Source organism: Undibacterium sp. GW821-FHT11B02 (assembly GCF_058808955.1).
Genome location: NZ_JBXASD010000005.1, coordinates 22,600 through 46,153 on the forward strand (window position 1 = coordinate 22,600; position 23,554 = coordinate 46,153).

Sequence of the window (23,554 nt, forward strand, 5' to 3'; positions counted from 1 at the left end):
GATCGCAGTATATGCAAAGGTCGCCTTGGGGCGGCCTTTGCAGTTTGGTTTTTTGATAATAGAAGCTAAATTTTTAAGCCATTTTTAGTCAAACTTGCGCATCAGAAATGTTAGATCTTTGATAATATAAATGTGGTTATTTAGGCAATTTTCGTTGTTTATTTGAGACAAATCCCCTCCATATCCTCCTCCAAAGCTGAATTAGCTTGGCTGTCCAAGGCCAATTTTGGTCAAATACGTTAACTTCTTTTTAGCAGTCTTGCAGGTTCTTAAGAATTAGCGCGTTTTGTGCGATCAATTTTGGCTCTGTTTTGCGCTAAATGTGCTCAATGTAGTTCATATCAATGTGAAATCCTTTGGAGAAATATCAATGAAAAAATCACTCATCGCTCTGTCCGTTTTGGCTGCTGTTGCAGGTACAGCACAAGCACAATCTTCCGTAACTATCTACGGTGTTCTGGACATGGCTTTGCAAAATGAAAGCAATGGCGCTGGTACAAAGGGCGCTGGCAATGTTACATCTCTGGATTCTGGCGTTCAATCCGGTTCCCGTTTGGGCTTCAAGGGTACTGAAGATCTGGGTGGCGGTCTGAAAGCCATCTTCAAGTTGGAAATGGGCGTTAACGCTGATACAGGCGCATCTGCTCAAGGTGGCCTGGCATTCGGTCGTGCAGCTTGGGTAGGTTTGGCTGGTGACTTTGGTTCCGTTAAAATGGGTCGTCAAAACAAGCCAATGTTTGATGCTGTTGACTCCATCGATCCATTCAGCACTGGTATCATCGGCGGCACAGCTGGCCAAAGTACAAGTGCAACTGGTTTCGGTAATCTGTTCTTCGCGACCAACCCACGTTCCACAAACACAATCAATTACTCCACAAATGATCTGAGTGGCTTCACTGGTTCTGTTGCTTACACATTTGGTGAAACCGCTGGTGACAACTCTAAAAACCGTGGTATTGGCGCATCTGGTCAATTTGCTGCCGGCCCATTCCTTGGTGTAGTTGCTTACCACACAGAAAACGATGCAAATGCACAAGCAATCAAGCATTTGTTCGCTGGTGCAACATATGACTTCACAGTAGTTAAAGCTGCTTTGGCATACGGTAAAGTTACTTCTGACAATAACTCTGTTGACCAAAAAATGTGGTTGTTGGGTGGAACAGTACCAGTAAGTGCTGCTGGCGCAATCGTCGGTACATATGCACGTGTAACAAACAACTTGGTATCAGCTGGTAATTCTAACCAAGTCGCTATTGGTTACACACATTCCCTGTCCAAGCGTACAAACATCTACACATCTTTCGAGCGTCTGTCGAATGATGCAAACACCAATGCAGGTGGTCTGGCTTCCGGTAACGGCGTGACAGAACGTCTGGTGAACGTAGGTATCCGTCACATGTTCTAATTTTGTGCTGACCTTAGGGTTAGTATGATAAAACTAAAAAAAGCACCTTCGGGTGCTTTTTTTTTTGCTCCTCGCTATGAGGGATATGTCTGCGTATTAAGTCAGGTCATATACCTGTCATTTTGTGGTTTGTCTTGTCAAAAACCGTCTTTATCAAAAACCTGTCAATTATTTAGCCAGTCCCTTTTTATGACTAATATGAAATATTTGGCCACTAGCTTGAGAGCAGGTGTTGTCATTTATGCGAAGCTGACACTGAGACCTGGTAGCGGCACACCAGAAAACGCAGTGCCCCAGGTTTGGCCGGGTAATACTGGGTAGGCGTCGGTCCAGGTACCAGTCGTGATAATCTCACCAGCTTGCAAAGGGGGAAACTGTGGCTGTTCCTGTAGCAGGCTGTGCAAATACCAGATCGCATGCAAAGGGCTGTCCAGTACGTCACTGCCATAGCCGGCGCTAAGAAGAAAACCGTCGCATGACAGCGAGACGCTGGCGTTGGCCAATACTTCAGCCAGATGCTGGCGGCTGGCACTGGACAAAATACGCGGTTCACCGATGAGTAAAGTACCATGCATACCCAGTGCGGCAATGGCGTCAGCTGCTTCAAATTTCCAGTCTGGGTAAGGGCTGACGACGATCTCTATGCCATGTGCCATCCATTCCAGGCAATCAGCTAGTTCTTCTATGGTGGCATCAGATGCAGGTGCACGACCCAGTTTGAAAACAACCTCAGGTTCTATGCGCGGTTGCAAGGCACCAGTCAGGCTTTGATAGACAAAGGCTTCTTCGACATAGCGCACGGTGCTGTCAAACAGACTGCTCCAGATGGGCGCGCGGATAGCTTCCTTTTCGCCATATTTGGACCATAACTTACGATTGGTGAATCCCAGTTTACGGCCTATACGTATTTCACCTTCAGCCATACGGATGGCATCCGACGCCTTGGCGATTTCATAGGCATCATGAATGCTTAAGTCAAATTGTGAAGTCAGCGGACTTAAAGGTTGGGTACGTGCTCTGGCTTCAAGGAAGGTATAGGCGTGTTGTTCGGCTTGTAAGGACATGGCATCAAGTTTGGTTGGTTTGAGCACAAAAAATCAGATGGGGCGTGTTAACCTCCACCCCATAATTCACCGTTATTGCCCGATCGGGGCATGGTCACGCCAAAATGTTCATAGGCGGACGGGGTTGCTATCCTGCCTCTGGGCGTGCGTTGCAAAAAACCCTGTTGTATCAGATAGGGTTCCAGTACATCCTCTATGGTGTCGCGCTCTTCACCTATGGCAGCGGCAACATTATCCAGACCAACCGGACCGCCACCGAATTTGAAGAGTATGGCCTCCAGTAGTTTTCTGTCCATCAGGTCAAAACCAACTGCATCGACATCCAGCATTTTTAAGGCTGCGTCAGCCATGGCACGAGTGATTTCACCGTTGCCTTTGACTTCGGCATAATCGCGCACGCGCCTTAACAGGCGATTGGCAATACGTGGTGTACCTCGCGCTCGTTTGGCAATTTCACCGGCACCATCAGCCTGTATCGGCGCGTTCAGCAATGATGCAGAGCGGGTGACGATCTTGGTTAATTCTTCAGGCGTATAAAATTCCAGTCTGGCGACAATGCCAAAACGGTCACGCAGAGGGTTGGTCAGCATACCGGCCCGGGTCGTTGCGCCGACCAGAGTGAAGGGCTGCAAATCCAGTTTGACTGAGCGAGCCGCCGGGCCTTCACCAATCATGATATCGATCTGGTAATCTTCCAGGGCCGGATACAAGATTTCTTCTACGACCGGCGACAACCTGTGAATTTCATCGATGAACAAGACATCATTGGCTTCCAGGTTGGTGAGCAGGGCAGCCAAATCACCGGCACGTTCCAGTACCGGGCCAGAAGTCTGGCGCAGGTTGACACCCATTTCGCGCGCAATAATATGGGCCAGGGTAGTCTTGCCCAGTCCCGGAGGGCCAAACAACAGCGTGTGATCAAGTGCTTCACTACGCTGTCTGGCGGCGGTGATAAAGATTTCTAACTGGCCACGTATTTTTTCCTGACCCACATATTCGTCCAGCTGCTTGGGGCGCAAAGCACGTTCTATTGCTTCTTCATTGGGTGATGCCGGCGTCGCGGAAATAATGCGCGTTTCGCTACCGTGATTCGAAGAGAGATTATCAGTCTGTATCGTCATCGCTTAGCCTTTGGACAGTGCTTTCAATGCCAGTTTGATACCGTCTGACACACCGCTACCAGCAGGAACGGACTTCATTGCCAGCAAAGCTTCTTTGTCTGAATAACCAAGTGCCTGCAAGGCATTCAGGATATCTGCACTATGGTCACCTGCCGCCAGTGCAGCAGTGGCAGTACCCAGGTCAGCTCCCAGCTTGCCTTTCAGTTCCAGTAACAGTCGCTCAGCAGTTTTTTTGCCTATGCCGGGGACACGGGTCAGGCGCCCAGCTTCCTGCAGGGTGATTGCCTGTGCCAGGTCTGCCACTGACATGCCGGACAAGATTGACAGGGCCGTGCGGGCGCCAACACCGCTGATCTTGATCAATTGCTTGAAGGTGCTGCGTTCTTCTGCTGTGCCAAAACCAAACAATATATGTGCATCTTCGCGTATTGCCAGATGGGTCAGCAAGACCACTTTTTCACCCAGGTGTGGAAGATTATAGAAGGTACTCATGGGTACATCGACTTCATAGCCAACGCCCTGGCAATCGACCAGCAATTGCGGAGGATTCTTTTCTATCAGAGTGCCAGCAATGCGACCTATCATGAGACTGCTTTCATACTGTATGAATAAACAGTGATAGTAAACGATTCTTGCGCGTTTGACGAGGCTAATACAGGTAATTTATAAGGGTATTACCTGTCTGTATTTTTTGCGTTGCCAGCGCGACGGGAAAATAGAAGTACATTCAACCCAGAGCAGCTTAGCCCACCAGGCGACCACCTTTAACACGTAAGCCTTTTTTAGCCAGACTGGGGGCCAGCGCGCCCAGAGTCGCCAGCGCATCGCCACTATGAGCATGGCAGATGGCAACACCCAGCGCGTCTGCTGCATCGGAACCGGGCGTGCCGGACAGGGCCAGCAGGCGCTGCACCATATCTTGTACCTGTTCTTTTTTTGCGCGCCCGTGGCCGACCACACCTTGCTTGACTTGCAACGCCGTATATTCTGCTACTGCCAGATCGGCTGACACCAGAGCGCAAATCGCAGCTCCCCGCGCCTGCCCCAACAGCAGCGTTGATTGCGGATTAACGTTGACGAAGACCTTCTCTATCGCTGCGCAATCTGGCTGGTAAGTGCGTACTATTTCGGAGACTCCCGATAGTATGGTCTTCAATCGTTCTGGCAACGTACCATCTACTGTCTTGATGGTACCCGAGGCAATATACGTCAGCTTGCTGCCCTGTTTATGAATGATACCAAAACCAGTGGTACGCAAGCCGGGGTCTATGCCTAGGATTTTCATGAGGGCTTCTGAGTATGTAATAGATGTGGTGCAGTTACAGGAATTATCGCTAACGAGTATAACGTATCGATCTTGGAGTTATGTTGATAGCTAGGTGAGTGGGTAATTACTTTTGTGGATGCCAGCCATTATTTCACTGGTTTCCAGGCTTTGACTTCGGCTTCGATTTTGCTTTTTCTCTCTGCTGACAATACTGCTTCCAGCGGGGTGAGGTGACCACGTGCAGCTTTATTGCCATTGGCAAGAGACAGCATGGTCCAGAAATAGGCTGACTGTTCATCCCTGGCTACACCTGCCACTTCACCAATCGTCACCACAAGGTCTTTTTGTGCCTTGTCCAAGGCCTGGCTAAGTGGACCGGCTAGGGTGATTGCTGCAACGCTGCTGCCTGCATTCAAGATTTTGCCGCTGGCATAGATCATACCCAGATCGAGTTGTGCATTTGCATCGCCGCGCTCTGCCGCCATGCGCAGCCAGTAAAGGGCTTGCTCTTCGTCATCGGGCGATTCTTTGCGAGAGAGATACAGCAACGCCAGCACGTGCTGCGTATTGGAATAGTTATGTTCTGCAGCGCGGCGCAGCCAGATCACCCCTTGCCGCCAGTCTTCTGGCACGCCTTTGCCAAGGATATACATCACTCCCAGGATGCACTCTGCATCTGCTACCCCTTGGTTGGCAGCCTGGCGAAACCAGAATACAGCTTGTGATAAATTTTCTGGTACACCCACGCCTACCAGGTACATGCCACCCAACATCGCTTGCGCCATGGACATCTCCTGCAAGGCAGCCTTCCGAAACCAGTGTACTGCCTGTTGTTCATCCTTGGTCACAAAAAAGCCAGCGTGATAGATCCAGCCCAGACCATATTGCGCCTTGGTATTTCCCTGATCGGCTGCTTTGCGGTACCAGTTCACAGCTTGCTGCTCATCTTTGGGGACCCCTTGGCCCGTGGCATACATTTCGCCCAGACTCAACTGTGCATCGGCACCCCCTTGATCGGCCGCTTTGCGATACCACTTTGCAGCTTCTTGTTCATCCTTTGCTACGCCCAGTCCATATTGATAAAGCCCGGCCAGATTATTTTGTGCGCCAGCATTTCCTTGCTGCGCGGCTTTCAGATACCAAAAGGCTGCTTGTTGCACATCTTTGGTCACGCCATCGCCAGTCTGGTACATCCAGCCCAGACTAGATTGCGCTCTGGCATTTCCCTGGTCTGCTGCTTTCTGATACCATTGGGCCGCCTGCTGGTGGTCTCTGGGTACACCACGGCCTTCGAAATACATAAAACCCATGCTGGTCTGTGCAGATGAATGCCCTTGGTCCGCCGCTTTGCGGTACCAGACCAGAGCTTGCTTCTCGTCTTTTTTTACTCCATCCAGACCATTTTGGTAGATGACACCTAGATTATTCTGCGCACTTGCATTTCCCTGCTGCGCCGCTTTCAGATACCACTCGACAGCCTGTTGCGTATCCTTGGGCAAGTCAATGGCAGTATGATAAATAAAGCCTAAGTTGTATTGTGCTATGACGTTTCCTTGATCGGCTGCTTTGCGGTACCAGCGCACTGCTTGCTGCTCATCCTTTTTCACTCCAGCCTGGCCATATTGGTAAATGATGCCCAAACTATTCTGCGCATTCGCATTTCCCTGCTGCGCGGCCTTCAGATACCAATTGGCAGCTTGTTGCACATCTTTAGGTAAACCCTTGCCATTCTCATACATCCAACCGAGGTTGTACTGTGCATTAATTTCTCCTTGCTCTGCTGCCTTGTGGTACCAGTTCAAGGCTTGCTGTTCATCTTTAGGCGCACCCTGACCAGTCAGGTAGAGTGTGCCCAAATTGTTTTGCGCATTCGCATTTCCCTGTTGTGCAGCCTGCAGATACCAATGGGCAGCTTGCTGCATATCTTTGGACACGCCTTTGCCAATCTCATACATCCAGCCCAAGTTGTGCATCGCCCTTGTGTTTCCCTGATCGGCGGCTTTCTGGTACCAGTCGGCTGCCTGCTGGTCGTCCTTGCCCACACCTTTGCCAGTTCGGTAAAGCATGCCCAGATTATTCTGGGCATTCGCATTTCCCTGCTGCGCGGCCTTCAGATACCATTCGGCAGCCTGTTGCACATCTTTGGGTAATCCACTGCCATTCTCATACATCCAGCCAAGGTTGTACTGTGCATTGGTATTTCCTTGATCTGCCGCTTTGCGGAACCAATGAGCGGCTTGCTGCAAGTCTTTCACCACGCGCCGTCCCTCAAAATAGATGCCAGCCAACTTGACTTGAGAAGTAGCATCACCTTCTTCAGCAAGTCTGGTCGTTTCTATCAAGTCAGAACTGGAATTCTGTTTGGTAACTGTAGTAGTGCCTGGCTCTGAGGCCGATGCATGCCCAACAGGCCACAGACTCAGGGCCATCAGCACAGCACAACTTATGGTGGTCAGTGTAGTCTTGCTCAGACAAATCATCGGTCATGCATCCTGTGGGAGATTTTCAACGTGGGAATATAGCGTTGCCTTGTAGCCGTGTTGAATGAGGCTGTATTATCGCATACGACTATTTCCGATAAGCTATGGAAAACATGCATTCGATGTCGCAAATAATAAGGAACTTGCAATGAAAAACGGCCCTGAATAATCAGGGCCGCACATACATCAACTAATGCGTAAATCCTATATCAATGACGGAAATGACGCGTACCGGTATACACCATAACGACACCACGTTCATCCGCAGCATCAATCACTTCCTGGTCACGCATGGAACCGCCCGGGTGGATGACGCAAGTGGCACCGGCATCCACTACGACATCCAGGCCGTCACGGAAGGGGAAGAAGGCATCAGACGCTACGGCAGAGCCGGCCAGTGTCAGGCCGGCATTCTGTGCCTTGATGGAGGCGATGCGAGCAGAATCAATACGACTCATCTGGCCAGCACCAACACCCAGGGTCATGCCATTGCCGCAGAAGACGATGGCATTGGATTTCACATACTTCGCCACACGCCAGGCGAACATCATGTCAGCCATTTGTTGTGGAGTAGGCTGCAATTTCGAGACGACGCGCAATTCTTCCTGCAAGACGTTTTTGGAGTCTGGTGCCTGTACCAGCAAACCACCACCGACACGTTTTACGTCGTATTGATTGATGCCCTTACCCAATGAAATTTCCAGCAGGCGGACATTTTGTCTGGCTGCGAAAATCTGCTTTGCTTCTTCTGTGAAAGAAGGAGCGATCAACACTTCGACGAACTGCTTGACGACTTCTGCAGCAGCCTTGCCATCAAGTTCACGATTGAAGGCGATGATGCCACCAAAGGCAGAAGTAGGGTCAGTCTGCAATGCCTTGCTATAGGCTTCAAGCGGTGTCGCACCAAGGGCTACGCCGCAAGGATTGGCATGCTTGACGATGACGCAGGCAGATTCAGCGAAAGACTTCACGCATTCCCATGCCGCATCAGCATCGGCGATATTGTTGTAAGACAGTTCCTTGCCCTGCAATTGCTTGTAGTTGGCCAGCGAACCTTCCAGGGATTTCAGGTCACGATAGAACGCCGCAGACTGATGTGGGTTTTCACCGTAGCGCATTTCCTGCACTTTTTCAAAATGCAGGTTCAGGGTTTGCGGATAAGCGCTGCGTGTTGCGTGCGCCTTATCTTCACCCAGGCTGGTCAGGTAGTTGGTGATGGCACCATCGTATTGCGCCGTGTGAGCAAATACTTTTTTCGCCAGTGTGAACTTGGTTTCATAGCTGACGACGTTTTGATTCGCCTTCATCTCCGCCAGCACGACTGCGTAATCAGCCGGGTCAACAATGACGGTCACGTCTTTGTGATTTTTGGCAGAAGAACGCAACATGGTTGGACCGCCGATGTCGATATTTTCTATCGCATCTTCCAGTGAGCATTCACCCTTGGCCACAGTTTGCTGGAATGGGTACAGATTCACCACCACCATGTCGATGGTTGGAATCCCATGTTGTTCCAGCGCAGCCATGTGTTCAGGAAAATCGCGGCGTGCCAAAATGCCGCCATGTACCTTAGGGTGCAGGGTCTTGACACGGCCATCGAGCATCTCAGGAAAGCCGGTGTAATCTGCCACTTCAGTAACAGGCAGGCCATTGTCTGCCAGCAGTTTGGCAGTACCGCCCGTAGACAGCAGCTTGACACCGAGCGCAGACAATTCACGTGCAAATTCGAGCACGCCGGTCTTGTCGGAGACAGAAATGAGGGCTTGTTTGATCATGATTTTTGATATGAGTAAGGAAATCGGTGTCAAGCCTTGCGGATGGATTAAAGCAAACCGTGTTGCTGCAATTTCTTGCGCAAAGTATTCCGGTTAATACCTAACATATCGGCGGCTTGGGACTGGTTGCTTGATGCCCGCGTCATGACCATTTCTAACATCGGTTTTTCAACGGCTAACACGACCATGTCGTAAATATTGGATGCGGGTTGCTCGCCCAGGTCACGGAAATATTTTTCCAGATTCTTGTGGACGGCGTCTTGAATGCTATCTTTGCTCATGCTGTTTTTATCACTGTTCGGTTATGCCAGGCTACGTGTTGTCCGTGGATGACGGACGAGAAGACAAAAGGATATTCGCCTTACGCTGCCAGTTTTTCTTCAAAGGGGCGGTATTGTAACCGCTCCCCAGCCATGTGATCAAAAAAACTGCTGACGGCGGCGAGTTGTTCATCACAGTCTGTCAGTAAGTTCATTTGCTGCCGGAATTCTTCCCCACCTACCAGGTCCTGCATATACCAGCCTATGTGTTTGCGTGCCGTTCGTACACCGAGATAGTCACCATAGAAGGCATAGTGTGCTTTCAAATGGGCATCCATGAGTTCACGAACTTCAGAAATCAGGGGCGCAGGTAAATACTGTCCGGTATTGAGAAAGTGGGCGATCTCGCGAAAGATCCACGGTCGGCCTTGCGCCGCCCGGCCTATCATGATGGCGTCGGCACCGGTGACCTGCAAAACATATTTGGCCTTTTCCGGTGTTGTGATGTCGCCATTGGCAACTACGGGAATATTGACTGCAGCCTTGACGGCAGCAATGGTGTCATATTCGGCATCACCTTTGTAGCCATCCGCACGGGTGCGTCCATGCAGGGTCAACATTTGTATGCCAGCCGATTCTGCCATGCGGGCAATGTTCAGGGCATTTTTATTTGCTCTGTCCCAGCCGGTACGAAACTTCAGCGTCACCGGTACATCCACTGCACCAACGACTGCATCCAGTATCTGTCCGACCAGGCTTTCATGTTGCAACAAGGCAGAACCACACCATGCATTGCAGACTTTTTTCACTGGGCAACCCATATTGATATCGATGATTTGCGCACCTTTATCAACATTATGTTTGGCGCATTCTGCCAGCATTTGCGGGTCCGCACCAGCGATCTGCACGGCCTTGGGTTCCATTTCGCCTTCATGGTTGGTACGGCGCGTGGATTTTTCTGTTTCCCACAACTTGGGATTGGATGCCGCCATTTCCGATACAGCATAACCAGCCCCCAGTTCCTTGCATAACTGACGGAAAGGTCTGTCAGTCACACCAGCCATGGGAGCAACAAAAATATTATTACGCAGCACGTAAGAGCCGATTTGCACGATCAGGGAAGGGGAAATTCGAAGAAGCGCTATTCTACCTGAATCCTGCCTAAATATTCGGCAAAATCGTCACCGTTCGTCGGGAATATTTTTATTTATATGGCCTGCTCACTTAATAGTATAAATCTAGCGAAATCGTCAGTCCTTTAGACTTACATTTCTAAATTACTATCGTATCCGGTATACCAACCTGTGCAGCGGCACTTATGTGTATACTCTAATCACTATTTGTCTTACAGGCTCCTGACAAAAGTGCATTCCCATGGCTTTGATTTAATGATCGTCGTCAAGGGAATACATTTTTTATATTAAGGGAGTTGTCGTGAACACGCAAAACAAGGAGGCAGTACATAGAATTACCATCGTTGGCGGTGGTGCAGGCGGTCTGGAACTGGCAGTCCGTCTGGGCAAGAAATTAGGCAAGTGCGGCAAGGCTGTTATTACGCTGGTAGATGCCAGCCGTACTCATTTGTGGAAACCTTTATTGCATCAGGTTGCCGCTGGCACCCTTGACAGCCATGCTGACGAACGCGAATATTTTGCCTTGGCAAGATCAAATCATTTTGAATTTCGACTGGGCCGTATGGATGGCCTGTCACGCGACAAGAAAGAAATTTACCTTGCGCCAACTCTGGATGAAAATGGCATGGAGTTATTGCCACGTCAGGCCATCCCTTATGACAATCTGGTGATCGCATTGGGTAGCCAGACCAATGACTTTGGTACGCCGGGTGCGCGCGAGAATAGCATCATGCTGGATTCTCTGGCCGCGGCAGAGCGCTTTCATCAAAAACTTATCAATTGCTGCCTGCGTGCACAAACCCAGGCTCAGGCTGCGGGGGAAGGGCGCTTTACCGTCACCATCATCGGTGGTGGTGCCACAGGCGTCGAGCTGGCAGCAGAATTGCATATGACTACCAAAATCCTGTCCAGTTATGGGCTGGTGAATTTCCATCCAGAAAAAGACTTGAAGATCGTCATCGTCGATGCTGCACCGCGTTTGCTGCAAATGCTGCCTGAACGTTTGTCGGAAGCCGTGGCGCGTGAATTGCGCAGTATTGCCGTCGAAATTCATACCAATGAAAAAGTGGTTGAAGTATCCAAAGCCGGTGTGCAAATGGCCGGTGGTAAATTCATCCCCAGTGGTATTGTCGTATGGGCAGCAGGTATCAAGGCACCAGAGTTTTTAAAAGATCTTGATGGCCTGGAATGCAATCGCATCAACCAGCTGGTCGTCAACCAGTCCTTGCAAACCACCCGTGATCCTTCCATCTTTGCGCTGGGTGATTGCTGTGCCTGCCCTCAGGGTGAGGGGTTACCGAATGTGCCACCACGCGCTCAATCTGCACATCAGCAAGCCAGCCTGCTGGCCAAGTCGCTGACACGTCAGTTACAAGGCAAGTCGCTGCTGGAATTTACCTACAAGGATCATGGCTCGCTGGTGTCGCTGGGCAATTACAGCACGGTCGGTAGCCTGATGGGGGCTATCGCCAGCGGCTCGGTCTTCATTGAAGGTACCCTGGCGAAATGGATGTACTGGTCACTGCACAAGCATCATCAGGTTGCAGTGAATGGTTTATTCCATACCTGGCTGTCGACCTGGGCAGAGACCATAGACAGGGTGCGTAATCCGCGTATCAAGTTGCATTGATTATTTGGTAGATGGAGTCTTGCCTTGCAAGGCAAGACTCTGCAAGATCGTGCATACAAACCTGGTGCACCATGTTAATGACTGTTCAATTCAAAATTAAATGTCCTGCACCTGAGAATGTCTGAAGCGATGTTGCTGACATTGTTTCTTCACGCCCTGGCGCATGCTGCCCGATATCTTAAGCTGCATTTTTACCATACCAAAACAGCATTGCCAGCACTGTAGCGACCAACACCAGTGGTAGTTTCAAATCGATCACGAAGTCCAGCAGTTCTTTTCCTGTACTGGCTTTGGTTTCATTTAATGCCCCCGCCCATTTGGCTTTTCGTATTTCAAGAAAAGGATCAAAGCCATTGAGCGTTTTTGTATCCCTGTTTTGAAATGCCGTGCGCGCAACGCCTTGTGATAAATTGAAATTGTTTAAAACAATTTCAGCTTTATTTTTATCTCTGATCGTCAGGATTTTTGCTGAACCGTCGTAGAAGTTGAATGTGAACAGGGTTTTTCTGTACCTGCCATTCACTACATTGTGGGTGACGTCCAGTTTGCGCAGTTGTGCGAGGTCATATACGCCAATTTTTCTGGATCTTGCATCAACAATTGCCAATGGAAAAAGATAGCACCCAGGAAGAAAGTAAAATTTTTTGTTGAGCTGTATGCGTTGCCAGACTTCGATGGCACCGTACAAAACACCAGTCAGTGACAACGTGTACCAGACAATTACCCTTTGGCCGTCCCATAGCAAGCTGACCGGATGCGTTAATTCAGAAAATGTCACCAGCCATAATAAAAAACTGCAAACAATGATAAATAATGCATTCAGGCCAAACAAAATCCTGTTTGATTTCGTATCGGCATACACCAGGTAATCAGGATTGGAAACAGACTTTAATAATTGTTTTTTGACGCCGCGAGACAGCGTATCAAAATCGAATTGATAAAAGACGCGCACGAATTCAGTCCTCAAATTTAAAATGCAGTAGTCAGTTGATGGTAGTCAGGGCCATGTAAAGCTTGCAATTATTCAACAATATCAGTATCACCAATTCTCTTGTGTTGGTCAATCAATGTGTCTGGAAATATTGTTTTGGGTATTTCAGTGCATCATAACCACATGCAGTCGGATCAGTTTTTTATGTACGCACATTTAAAGTGGTGTCTCTGGTGATGGATGCCTGTTTAAAGGACCTCCCGACCTTGGTAAGCAACTTCGCTGTCAGGCAGTCTAATCATCCTTCTCCACAAACCTCTTCAGTCTTCCCAGCGCCATTTCCCATTCACGGCCTATGGATTCCAGTGTGCGTTTGGCTTCGTCTATTTTGCCGGGTTCCAGTTGCCACAGGCGCTCGCGGCCGATTTTGATGTCGCGCACTACGCCTGCGTCTGCCAGGACGTTCAGGTGTTTGGTGACACCCTGGCGGCTGATTGCCGTGGTTTGGGTCAGGTGTGAAATTGAGAATGCGTCACCAGCGCAGAGTACTTCCACCAGCTTCAGACGCGTAGGATCTCCCAGCGCGGCGAAGACATGGGCCAGTGCGTCGTTGGATGCGACGCTTACTGCTATTGATTCACTGGCCATGTCATGCACCGCTGGCTTGCTGATGGGCTTACTTGCTGACATGGTTGAAAAGATTTTGCAATTGCATTTCCCAGCCGTTTGAATTCATCTCGAAGGCTTTGCGGCGGCGATGTGGCGGCACCTTGTCGAAGCCCGATTCAACGACAGTCAACAAGGTGGCTTTACCTGCAGCATTACGAAGACTAAAACTCACCAGTGTCGGCTGTTCATCTGCGTAATCTACGGTGGTATCCACAGCATAAGGGTGCCAATGAAAGGACATGGCATCTTGCGGCTGGATGTGCTGGATGACGGCATCGAAGTACAGGCCTTCGCAACCTGGGTGAGTAAACGGGCCGCGTGCCCGCACGCCTGGTTGGAACACCTGACCAGAGAGGTCGGTGCCAAACCATGCCCCAAACTCCTCCGCGTTGCTCAGGGCGCGCCATACGCGCTCGCGTGATGCATTGATGATGATGCTGCGTTCTATGCTGTCTGTGTCTGCTACGGTAGTCATGCTGACTTTCTCCTTTTCCTTGATGAGGTATGCCAGGCCTTACGAATTGGCTGCGAGTGTAAAAGGTGTGCCTGTACCGGTTTCCAGATATTGTTGCAGGCTGCCCAGGAAATGCTGCCAGCCATTTTGGCAGAGAGCATAACACTCCAAGGATGGCAACAGGCCAATATGCTCGAAGTCCAGACGCGTTTTGCCTTGCCCGGCATCGCTCAGACGAAATACGATCTGGGTGCCGACCCATTCGTCAGGCCGGCTGACTGATTCTGCCACGATGTGGGCGCGGGTGCATAACCAGCGTACGGTGCTACCTGGGTCCAATTGCTCTATACGCATGTCTTTGTAGCAGGCGCCAAAGCGGAAATACAGGGTCTTGCCAATTTCAGTGCCGCCTTCGCAATCCTTGGACCACCAGGCGCGCAGGCCCGGGATGGTTGTCAATGCTGCGTAGGTGGCTTCGGGGCTGGCTTTGATGATCAAGTTGCGTTGATAATTTTTCATGATGCACCTCCGTGGATAGTTTATATGCAACCAAATGGCTGCGTATTTATTATGGATGGTGTTCGTTTAAAATGCAACTAATTGGTTGCGTTAATTTGATTGAATGTCATTTGAGAATTTTAACGAGAGGCAACAATGGCGGGGATGAATCACTGGCAACAGCAAGTAAATTCCCACGTGATGCACCATTAACACGCATGGAGCATTAGCCAGGTTGCATCCGGGCCTTGCGGGAGAGGGCTCCGTAGAATTTATCTAGAACGCATTCCTATTGATGAAATGAGTTCCAGGCATTTAGTGTTTCTCAACCTTAGTCTGATTAATCTCATCCAGCCCATCCGCATCCAGATGCGCGACATCGCCCCATTGCACGAGCTTGATATCTTTACCTGTGACTTCAAAGCGATTGATGCTGGCGTTATAAATGGTCACTTCGCGAGGGGCATTCAGTGGCAAACCTTTGGCAGCACGGTAGGCGCATTCCAGTACGCCACCGTGGGCGACCAGGGCGATTTTTTTGCCTTCAAATTGCTTGGCGTAGTGCAGCACATGTTCCATCACGCGACGATGGAATTGCCTGATGGTTTCGCCCTGGTTTTCACCTGGCGGGAATTCCGCATCGGGCTCATGTGCTTGCCAGGCGTTATATTCTTTGCGGTACAGGCTGGGTAGTTCGCTATACAGTTTGCCTTCAAAACCGCCAAAGCAGCGCTCACGCAAGCCTTTGTCGATGCGGGTGCTGATGCCTTGCAGGCGGGCGATTTCACCGGCTGTCTGTACGGCACGCTGCAAGTCGCTGGAAACGATAGCATGTAGCTTTTCGTTTTGCAGTGCCCAGGCCAGCGCCTTGGCCTGACGAGTGCCTTCTGCATTCAAAGGGATATCGAGGTGACCTTGCAAACGGCGTTCTGCATTCCAGGCAGTTTCGCCGTGGCGTATCAATATAATTTCTGTGGCTTTCATTTGCTTATTTTGTTTTTAACCAGAAGGTTACGGGGCCGTCATTCGTCAGCGATACTTTCATGTCTGCACCAAAGCTGCCAGTTTCTACCTGTGCATGTTTGCTGCGTGCCTGGGTGACAAAATAATCAAACAATTGCTTGCCCAGTTCTGGTGGTGCAGCTGGTGTGAAAGAGGGGCGGGTGCCAGAATTGGTATCGGCCGCCAATGTGAATTGCGGCACCAGCAGCAAGCCACCTTGTACATCGGTGACGCTGCGGTTCATCTTGCCTGCATCGTCAGAAAAAACACGATAAGACAAAAGCTTGGTCAGTAAGGCATCGGCCTGTTTTTCGGTATCTTCGCGTTCGGCGCAGACCAGGACCATCAGGCCTGCATTGATGGAACCGATCGTGTTGCCATCGACGACGACTTTGGCTTCGGTGACTCTTTGTAGTAGGGCGATCATGGGGGGCTTTGGAATTGTTGCTTGGTGTGGGGTGAAGAGCGTGAAAACTCGCAGGCTGGGCCGGGCTTCGTAGGTTGGGCCGGGCCCCGCTGGGCTACGTCTCAACAGCCCAACACTGGGCCTCAAATAAACGTATACGTGATTGAAATGCCCAGTGTTGGGCTGGTAAACCGCAGCCCAGCGGGGCCCGGCCCAACCTACGATGCTCAGAACATCAAGCCGTCAACGTTACTTTTGCAAACTTGCGACGACCAACTTGTACCACAAATGTACCTGCTTCGACTTTCAAGCCCTTGTCGCTGATAACGACGGAATCTATACGCACGCCACCCTGCTCCACCATACGCATGCCTTCACCAGTTGATGCACACAAATTGGTTTGTTTCAGCAACTGACCTATGCTCAATGGTGCGCCGCTCAAACTGATTTCTTCTACGTCATCCGGGATGCCGCCTTTGGACCGATTGACGAAATCCGCCAGCGCATCTTCTGCTGCTTGCTTGTTGTGGAAACGGGTCACGATTTCCTGGGCGATGGCAACCTTGATGTCACGCGGGTTCTGACCTTCGGCCACGGCTTTTTTGTAAGCAGCGATCTGCTCCAGTGAACAGAAAGACAGCAGCTCGTAATAGCGCCACATCATGGTGTCCGAGATGCTCATGATCTTGGCGAACATGGTATTGGCTGGTTCCGTGATGGCGATGTAGTTGTTCTTGGACTTGGACATTTTTTCCACGCCGTCCAGACCTTCCAGCAGGGGCATGGTCAAAATACATTGCGGTTCCTGGCCATAATCTTTTTGTAATTCACGACCAACCAGCAAGTTGAATTTTTGATCAGTGCCACCCAGTTCCAGGTCGGATTTCAAGGCAACAGAGTCATAACCCTGCATCAGCGGGTACAAAAATTCATGCACCGAAATGGGCGTGCCAGCCTTGAAGCGTTTGGTGAAATCGTCGCGTTCCATCATACGGGCTACCGTGTACTTGGATGACAACTGAATCATGCCACGTGCACCCAGCGGGTCTGACCATTCCGAGTTGTAGCGGATCTCGGTCTTGCTGGCATCCAGCACCAGGGAAGCCTGCTTGAAGTAAGTCTGGGCGTTTTCTTCAATCTGCTCACGGGTCAGCGGTGGTCGGGTAACATTGCGACCAGATGGGTCGCCGATCATGGACGTAAAATCACCGATCAAAAAGATAACGGTATGGCCCAGATCTTGCAGCTGGCGCATCTTGTTGAGTACCACTGTGTGGCCCAGGTGCAAATCTGGTGCAGTCGGGTCCAAGCCCAACTTGATGCGCAGGGGCTTGCCGCTTTGTTCACTACGAGCCAGTTTTTGTGCGAACTCAGACTCGATTAAAAGTTCATCAACACCGCGTTTGGTCACTGCCAATGCGTGTTGCACCGCATCAGAAAGTGGCAGAATTTTGCTGGTCTGCGCAGCGTTATCAGTAGAGTTTGAATTTTGTACAGAAGTCATAATAAAATTGCATCAAATTTTTTGTAACACCGCTGGTCGAATTCAAAATCTGAATCCATAATCAGCCTTTGCCAAATTCTGGGTGTTGGTTAAAATGCCGGGATTATTAATCATAAGTCTCACAATCCACCGGATACTTGCAATTTTACTTGCTAAGTGATTTTCAGGCGGTTGTTGTGAATACTTTATAATCCCATCCTTGGCCTTGCAGTCTTGCTATGTTGTGCATCTTGTGTGCACCTTCAAGTCACTGCAACAAGCCTGAATTTTCGATAAAAACAGTCAATTTTAACTTATTGCATGCGTCCAACAGATAAATTACTTCGTTTAGCTTCTGGTAGCAGACTGTTATTCGGCACCACACGCGCATCGCGCATCATCTCTGTTTCCGCTCTTTTCTTTGCTGTCTGCGCATTTGGCGCAGTGGGCGTAGCACCGTTGGCACCTGATGCCTCGGACTTGCCGGTCAAGAGAATTACCGAAGAACTGTCCCTGCCAAAACTGGAAGACCAGGTTGCTGCACTCGAAACGAGTGAGCAACAATTCACCAGGGAAGCCACCTTCAAGAGCAGTGAACCATTGAGTACATTCTTGCAACGCATCGGTGTTGACGATGACGAAGCAAGCCAGTTTATCAAATCAGACAGTATTGCCCGTAGCATGTTGCAGTTCCGGGCAGACAAAACCGTTGCAGTCAAAACGGATGATGAAGGTGAACTGTTGTGGTTGCAGACAACCGTCTCAGATGGCCCTGACAAGCCCGTCAGAAATATCGTCATCAAGCGTGATGCCAATGGTAAATTGGCATCCTCCGACATCACGGCCAGCCTGGAGCGACGAGTGGAAATGGCAACAGCTTATATCCGCACGGCGTTTTACCCTGCTGCTGATGAAGCCTTGATTCCGTATAACGTCACCGAACAGATCAAGTCCATGTTCGAGACCAATGTTGATTATCAGCGCCTGCAAAAGGGTGATTATTTCAATATTGTGTATGAAAGCTTTTGGCAAAACGGCGAGCGCGTACGTACTGGTCGTGTGCTGGCAGGTGAATTCAGCAATTCAGGCAAGCTGTATCAGGCGGCCTGGTTTGAAGAAACTGGCGGCAAGGGTGGTTACTATACCTTTGACGGCAAATCCCTGAAAAAAGCTTTCCTCAAGTCGCCGATAGAATTTACCCGCGTGTCTTCTGGTTTCTCCATGCGCGTGCATCCCATTTCTGGTCAGTGGAAGCAACATAAGGGGGTCGACTTTGCGGCAGCGATTGGTACGCCTATCCGTGCTTCTGCTGATGGTGTGGTTGATTCAGCGGCTCCCAGCAACGGCTATGGCAACCTGGTTGTACTCAGGCACTGGAATAACTACAGCACAGCCTATGCCCATATGAGCCGCTTTGCTGCGGGCATACACAAGGGTAGCAAGGTTAGCCAGGGTGATGTCATTGGTTATGTCGGTACCACTGGTTGGTCCACTGGCCCGCATCTGCATTATGAGTTCCGCGTCAATAATGAGGCACGTGACCCCATGTCCATCAACATGACGGAAGCCGCTCCATTAGCTGCGAATGAAATGAACCGCTTCAAGGGTTTTGCTGGTGATATGAGCCACAGGTTCAATCTCTTGCATCCTGAGCGCGCGGCTGAAACCATGAAACTGGCGATGCGGTAAGCACTTGCACGTTTCGCATTTGCCCGCTTCGTTTTTGCCCGCTCGATCTGTCACATGCGTGCTGACAGCATGAGCGGGCATTTTTCATTTACAGTGCGTAAGGCGGAGGCAGCAGATGCGCCTGCGCTGACAGTCTTGATCATGCAGGTCTGGCTGGATACCTATGCCGTGCAAGGCATACGTCCGGCCATTGCTGATTATGTGCTGGAAGAACTGACGCTGGCCAGAACCAGTGCTTATCTGGCGCAAGCCAATACCCATATTTTGCTGGCCGAGCTTGATCAGCATCTGGTCGGCTATTGCCAGACCACGACAGGCAAGCCCTGCTCACAATCGTCGATGCCCGATGCTGCGCAGGCGGAAGTGGATCATCTGTATGTACATCCCCGGTTTTTCGGGCTGGGTATAGGACGCAGATTGCTGGCAGATGCGGAGCAGGCTCTGCATGCCCAAGGGATACAGCAAGCCTGGCTGTCGGTCTGGGTAGGTAACGCCCGCGCCTTGCAGTTTTACCCCAAGGCGGCTTATCAAGAGACTGCTGTCAGCATCTTCCAGATGGGGGAAGAGAAAATCGAGAACAGAATTTTTTCCAAAATGCTGTAATCTTTAGCAAATTCCCGTTTTACTATCAAAGCGAGTACAAACATGCCAGGCAATCCAGAAAACAGTGCACCCGTCTATCTGGGGCTGATGTCCGGTACCAGTCTGGATGGCGTTGACGGCGTGCTGGTTCGCTTTCCTGACGATGCTGGCACCGGTGATGCCATGCAGATTATCGCCAGCGCCTATGTGCCTTTTGACGATTCTCTGCGGCAGCAGGCCATGGTCTTGCAACAGCCAGGTGATAATGAAATTCATCAAGAAGCCTTGCTGGCCAACGCGCTGGCGCGTTGTTATGCGGCCTGCGTTCATGCCTTGCAGACCAAATCACCAGCCAGCCGCATACGCGCCATCGGCGCACACGGACAAACCATACGCCACCGGCCCGAACTGGGCTATACCCGCCAGACCAATAATCCTGCCTTGCTGGCCGAACTGACTGGCGTGGATGTGATTGCTGATTTTCGCAGCCGTGACGTAGCTGCCGGCGGGCAGGGGGCACCTCTGGTGCCGGCATTCCATCGTGCTGTCTTTGGCAAGCCAGGCAGTTGCCGCATGGTGGCCAATATTGGCGGCATCAGCAATATCAGCATCCTGGCGGAAGATGGCCATACTCTGGGTTTTGATACTGGCCCTGGTAATGTACTGATGGATGCCTGGATACAAAAACATCACGGCAAAAGTTACGATCAGGATGGTACCTGGGCTGCGCAGGGGCAAGTCATCCCCGCTTTGCTGCAACTATTGATGTCCGAAGCCTATCTGCAATTGCCTGCCCCGAAAAGTACCGGGCGTGATTTATTCCATATGGCTTGGTTGCAAGACAAACTGCGCAATTTTACCCAGGCGTCGGCAGTCGATGTACAAGCCAGCCTGTGTGAATTCACTGCCCAGACCTTGGCCGATGACATCGTGCGGCATGCAGCACAAGCCAGCCATGTGTATGTCTGCGGTGGCGGCGCCTTTAATCATAATCTGATGCAGCGCTTGCAGAGCTTGCTGGCGGCACAGGGTTGCCTGGCACTTGTTAGCAGCACGGCAGACCTGGGAGTCGCCCCGGAACAGGTAGAAGCACTGGCCTTTGCCTGGCTGGCCAGGCAATTCACCTTGCGCCTGCCGGGTAATTTGGCAGATGTGACCGGCGCTGCTGGCGCACGCATCCTGGGTGCACTGTACCCGGCCTGATACCCCCTGCCAATCTGTCTGCGCAACTTATTTGCTCCAGTGAGAACTGTAGGCAAAGAACATCTATTCCCATGTTGTGACTAACAGACAATACTTTGCTGTTGACGATGCAAGACTTCACTTTAGTGAATTTCATCTAAAACACTGTACGCCCGCTCTGGCTGCAAACTTTCTTAGAGTGGATAAAAATGATTTAACTCATTTTTATACCTTATCTATCGTCGGAATTTTCCAACAACCGGCTTTTCCCATCTCTTTTTATGTTGCATGGCAACTTGCTAATTCGGGCTACTGAACCTAGCCTGAGACTGCCATAACAAACAGGTATCAGCTCACAGAAGCTGAGCCATTGGCACCGCTGAGTTTCATTTCAACGATAACAAAGAAGGAGACAAAATGAAGAAAAGCATGATGAAGAAGTTGGTAATGTGTGTAGTCGCCCTGATGTTGCTACCGGCACCATCTTGGGCATCAGGTTATACGGAAACAAAATATTCGATTGTGCTGGTGCATGGCCTGTTTGGATTCGACAACATCGGTCCTGTCGATTATTGGTATGGGATTCCTTCTGCTTTGCGCAGCGACGGTGCCAAGGTATATGTCACCCAGGTCGCGGCGGCCAACAGCACAGAAGTCAGAGGTGAGCAATTGCTGACCCAGGTCAAACAGATACTGGCTGTGACTGGTGCCAGCAAGGTCAATCTGATTGGTCATAGTCATGGCGGACCTACCATCCGCTATGTGGCTTCCATCAGACCTGACCTGGTGGCCTCGGCGACATCGGTGGGCGGTGTGAATCGTGGTTCCAAAGTGGCGGATGTATTGCTGGGTGTTGCACCGGCAGGTTCATTATCCAATACCGTGCTGGTGTCCATCACCAACGGTCTGGCGCAGATCATCAGTTTCTTGTCCGGTCAACCAACCATGTCGCAAGATTCGCTGGCTGCTGCCAATTCACTGAGCACGGCCGGTTCACTGAAGTTCAATGCCAAGTATCCGGAAGGCGTCCCTACCACTGCTTGTGGTGAAGGCGCTTATACGGCCAAAGGCGTGGCATATTTTTCCTGGAGTGGTGCCAAACCTTATACCAATGTACTGGATATCATCGATCCGGCACTGGCCCTGACTTCACTGGCTTTTGGATCTGAAAAAAATGATGGACTGGTTGCCAGTTGTTCTGCTCATCTGGGCAAGGTGATTCGTGATGACTATGCGATGAACCATTTGGATGAAGTCAACCAGACTATTGGATTGGTCAACATTTTTGAAACCAATCCGGTTACGATATACAGGCAGCATGCAAATCGTTTGAAAAATCAGGGGCTGTAGTCGCAGGGCTTTGATGCTTAAGCATACCGGACAATGGTGTAGTGATACGGCGCCATTGCCTGGTACTGGCAAAAAATGACTAAATGATATGCATAGGAGCGGTGCTCAATGAGAACAAGTAATCTTGCATTTGCAGGCGCGACGACATTGTGCGTCGCTGCATTTTTTGTTTTTACTGCTTTAAAAAACGAGTCCAATCCAGAACCCATCAAACTGCGCAAGGCAGATCACAGTTTTGACTTTGTCCGCTCGATGGAAGGTACGACTGGTGATGGCAGAGTCAGTCAGGATGCTGCCGGTGATTTGCAGATCAATGCCGAACTAAGGCTGCTGTTTGATTATTACCTGGCCGCCATCGGCGAAAAAAAGCTGGATGAAATTCAGGTAGAAATTGAAAGGGTGCTGACCCAGAAACTGGGTAGCAAGGCGGCCCAGCAAGCGAAAGATTTACTGGCGCGCTATATTCAGTACAAGCAGGCATTGTTGACAGTGGAAAGCAATGTGCAAAATATCAGCCCGGGAAAAACCGGCATGGGTGCTGCCGCAAGACAGCGCTGGACCGCCATGCAGCAATTGCGCCAACGCTATTTCAGTGACCGCGAAAACCTGGCCATGTTTGGTTTTGATGATGCCTATGACCAGGATGCCCTGGCAAGAATGGACATCGCAGAAAATAGCAGCCTGTCTGCGGAGCAGAGAAAGGCCCAGCTGAAAGCATTGGATGATGCTTTGCCTGCCGCTTTGAAGGAAGAAAAGAATGCACCTTACCAGGTGGTGCGGCTGGAAGAGCAGGCGCAAAACCTGCGCGCCAGCGGTGCCAGCGATGAAGATGTTTTCCGTATGCGCGCAGCCGCCACTTCCCCCGAAGCGGCAACCAGACTGGCAGAGGTCGACAAGGAAGAAGCAGCCTGGAAATCACGCATACAACAATACCTGGACCAGAAAAATCGACTGAATACAGAAATGGCTTTTCACAGCGAATCAGAAAAGCAGGGCGCTCTGCAGCAGGTGCGCAATCAGTTTTTTAGCGCAGACGAGCAGCGGCGTTTGCCAGCTTATGAATGATGCGGGGTCGTTTTGCATCTGAGTGCTGAGATGAATACCAAATGGAGGGCAATTCTGTTCATCAATTGATACTTGAACGGTATGAGTGAGCAAGTGGAGAATTTGTAT

General features: G+C 50.4%; 22 protein-coding genes. 7 read left to right on the forward strand and 15 right to left on the reverse strand.

All coding sequences use genetic code 11. From position 1 onward, the window contains the following. Positions 1–370: 370 nt before the first annotated feature. Positions 371–1,405 (forward strand): porin, encoded by a 1,035-nt coding sequence (locus tag AC1RVX_RS11295; protein WP_493216697.1) that lies wholly within the window; start codon positions 371–373, stop codon positions 1,403–1,405. Positions 1,406–1,644: 239 nt separating this feature from the next. Here AC1RVX_RS11295 and AC1RVX_RS11300 read toward each other — a convergent pair whose 3' ends face one another. The 8 genes from AC1RVX_RS11300 to dusB all read right to left on the reverse strand — a co-directional run bounded on the left by AC1RVX_RS11300 (position 1,645) and on the right by dusB (position 10,484). After that, positions 1,645–2,469: a 2-keto-4-pentenoate hydratase gene (locus AC1RVX_RS11300; protein ID WP_493217105.1), complete on the reverse strand. Its 825-nt coding sequence runs from the start codon at positions 2,467–2,469 to the stop codon at positions 1,645–1,647. Between the two features lie 47 nt (positions 2,470–2,516). Then, entirely contained in the window at positions 2,517–3,590 is a 1,074-nt protein-coding gene (gene ruvB, locus AC1RVX_RS11305; RefSeq protein ID WP_493216698.1) for a Holliday junction branch migration DNA helicase RuvB, read from the reverse strand. Positions 3,591–3,593: 3 nt separating this feature from the next. After that, positions 3,594–4,175 (reverse strand): Holliday junction branch migration protein RuvA, encoded by a 582-nt coding sequence (gene ruvA, locus AC1RVX_RS11310; protein WP_493216699.1) that lies wholly within the window; start codon positions 4,173–4,175, stop codon positions 3,594–3,596. A 157-nt stretch (positions 4,176–4,332) separates the two neighbouring features. Next, a complete protein-coding gene (gene ruvC, locus AC1RVX_RS11315) occupies positions 4,333–4,875 on the reverse strand; it encodes a crossover junction endodeoxyribonuclease RuvC (RefSeq protein ID WP_493216700.1) in 543 nt (180 codons plus the stop codon). A gap of 128 nt (positions 4,876–5,003) precedes the next feature. Further along, entirely contained in the window at positions 5,004–7,286 is a 2,283-nt protein-coding gene (locus tag AC1RVX_RS11320) for an SEL1-like repeat protein (protein ID WP_493216701.1), read from the reverse strand. A 260-nt stretch (positions 7,287–7,546) separates the two neighbouring features. Beyond that, positions 7,547–9,112, reverse strand: a complete 1,566-nt coding sequence (gene purH / locus AC1RVX_RS11325; protein WP_493216702.1) for a bifunctional phosphoribosylaminoimidazolecarboxamide formyltransferase/IMP cyclohydrolase — start codon at positions 9,110–9,112, stop codon at positions 7,547–7,549. Between the two features lie 47 nt (positions 9,113–9,159). Then, entirely contained in the window at positions 9,160–9,393 is a 234-nt protein-coding gene (locus AC1RVX_RS11330) for a helix-turn-helix domain-containing protein (protein ID WP_110258221.1), read from the reverse strand. Between the two features lie 80 nt (positions 9,394–9,473). Continuing rightward, positions 9,474–10,484, reverse strand: a complete 1,011-nt coding sequence (dusB, locus tag AC1RVX_RS11335) for a tRNA dihydrouridine synthase DusB (RefSeq protein ID WP_493216703.1) — start codon at positions 10,482–10,484, stop codon at positions 9,474–9,476. Between the two features lie 322 nt (positions 10,485–10,806). Between dusB and AC1RVX_RS11340 the strand changes: the two genes are divergently transcribed. Next, a complete protein-coding gene (locus tag AC1RVX_RS11340; protein ID WP_493216704.1) occupies positions 10,807–12,135 on the forward strand; it encodes an NAD(P)/FAD-dependent oxidoreductase in 1,329 nt (442 codons plus the stop codon). Between the two features lie 178 nt (positions 12,136–12,313). Here AC1RVX_RS11340 and AC1RVX_RS11345 read toward each other — a convergent pair whose 3' ends face one another. The 7 genes from AC1RVX_RS11345 to tyrS form a co-directional block, all read right to left on the reverse strand. Then, positions 12,314–13,087, reverse strand: coding sequence for a hypothetical protein (locus AC1RVX_RS11345; RefSeq protein WP_493216705.1), 774 nt, complete (start codon positions 13,085–13,087; stop codon positions 12,314–12,316). 273 nt (positions 13,088–13,360) lie between these two features. After that, positions 13,361–13,756 (reverse strand): ArsR/SmtB family transcription factor, encoded by a 396-nt coding sequence (locus AC1RVX_RS11350; protein ID WP_493216706.1) that lies wholly within the window; start codon positions 13,754–13,756, stop codon positions 13,361–13,363. After that, on the reverse strand, positions 13,743–14,210 hold the full coding sequence (locus AC1RVX_RS11355) for an SRPBCC family protein (protein ID WP_493216707.1): 468 nt from the start codon (positions 14,208–14,210) through the stop codon (positions 13,743–13,745). Before AC1RVX_RS11355 ends, AC1RVX_RS11350 begins: the two co-directional genes overlap by 14 nt. Positions 14,211–14,249: 39 nt before the next feature. Beyond that, positions 14,250–14,708 carry an SRPBCC family protein gene (locus AC1RVX_RS11360; protein WP_493216708.1) on the reverse strand — a complete coding sequence of 153 codons (459 nt, stop codon included), beginning with the start codon at positions 14,706–14,708 and terminating at the stop codon, positions 14,250–14,252. A gap of 294 nt (positions 14,709–15,002) precedes the next feature. Further along, a complete protein-coding gene (locus AC1RVX_RS11365; RefSeq protein WP_493216709.1) occupies positions 15,003–15,671 on the reverse strand; it encodes a histidine phosphatase family protein in 669 nt (222 codons plus the stop codon). Positions 15,672–15,675: 4 nt separating this feature from the next. After that, positions 15,676–16,116: a D-aminoacyl-tRNA deacylase gene (gene dtd / locus AC1RVX_RS11370; protein ID WP_493216710.1), complete on the reverse strand. Its 441-nt coding sequence runs from the start codon at positions 16,114–16,116 to the stop codon at positions 15,676–15,678. Positions 16,117–16,330: 214 nt separating this feature from the next. Beyond that, positions 16,331–17,599, reverse strand: coding sequence for a tyrosine--tRNA ligase (gene tyrS, locus AC1RVX_RS11375; RefSeq protein ID WP_493216711.1), 1,269 nt, complete (start codon positions 17,597–17,599; stop codon positions 16,331–16,333). 300 nt (positions 17,600–17,899) lie between these two features. Between tyrS and AC1RVX_RS11380 the strand changes: the two genes are divergently transcribed. The 5 genes from AC1RVX_RS11380 (at position 17,900) to AC1RVX_RS11400 (ending at position 23,446) form a co-directional block, all read left to right on the forward strand. Further along, complete coding sequence (locus AC1RVX_RS11380; protein WP_493216712.1) at positions 17,900–19,267, forward strand: M23 family metallopeptidase; 1,368 nt, start codon at positions 17,900–17,902, stop codon at positions 19,265–19,267. Between the two features lie 54 nt (positions 19,268–19,321). Next, entirely contained in the window at positions 19,322–19,870 is a 549-nt protein-coding gene (locus AC1RVX_RS11385) for a GNAT family N-acetyltransferase (protein ID WP_493216713.1), read from the forward strand. Between the two features lie 42 nt (positions 19,871–19,912). Further along, positions 19,913–21,052 carry an anhydro-N-acetylmuramic acid kinase gene (locus AC1RVX_RS11390; RefSeq protein WP_493216714.1) on the forward strand — a complete coding sequence of 380 codons (1,140 nt, stop codon included), beginning with the start codon at positions 19,913–19,915 and terminating at the stop codon, positions 21,050–21,052. 396 nt (positions 21,053–21,448) lie between these two features. Further along, positions 21,449–22,381 carry a lipase family alpha/beta hydrolase gene (locus AC1RVX_RS11395; RefSeq protein WP_493216715.1) on the forward strand — a complete coding sequence of 311 codons (933 nt, stop codon included), beginning with the start codon at positions 21,449–21,451 and terminating at the stop codon, positions 22,379–22,381. 108 nt (positions 22,382–22,489) lie between these two features. Next, positions 22,490–23,446: a lipase secretion chaperone gene (locus tag AC1RVX_RS11400; RefSeq protein WP_493216716.1), complete on the forward strand. Its 957-nt coding sequence runs from the start codon at positions 22,490–22,492 to the stop codon at positions 23,444–23,446. Positions 23,447–23,554 lie beyond the last annotated feature (108 nt).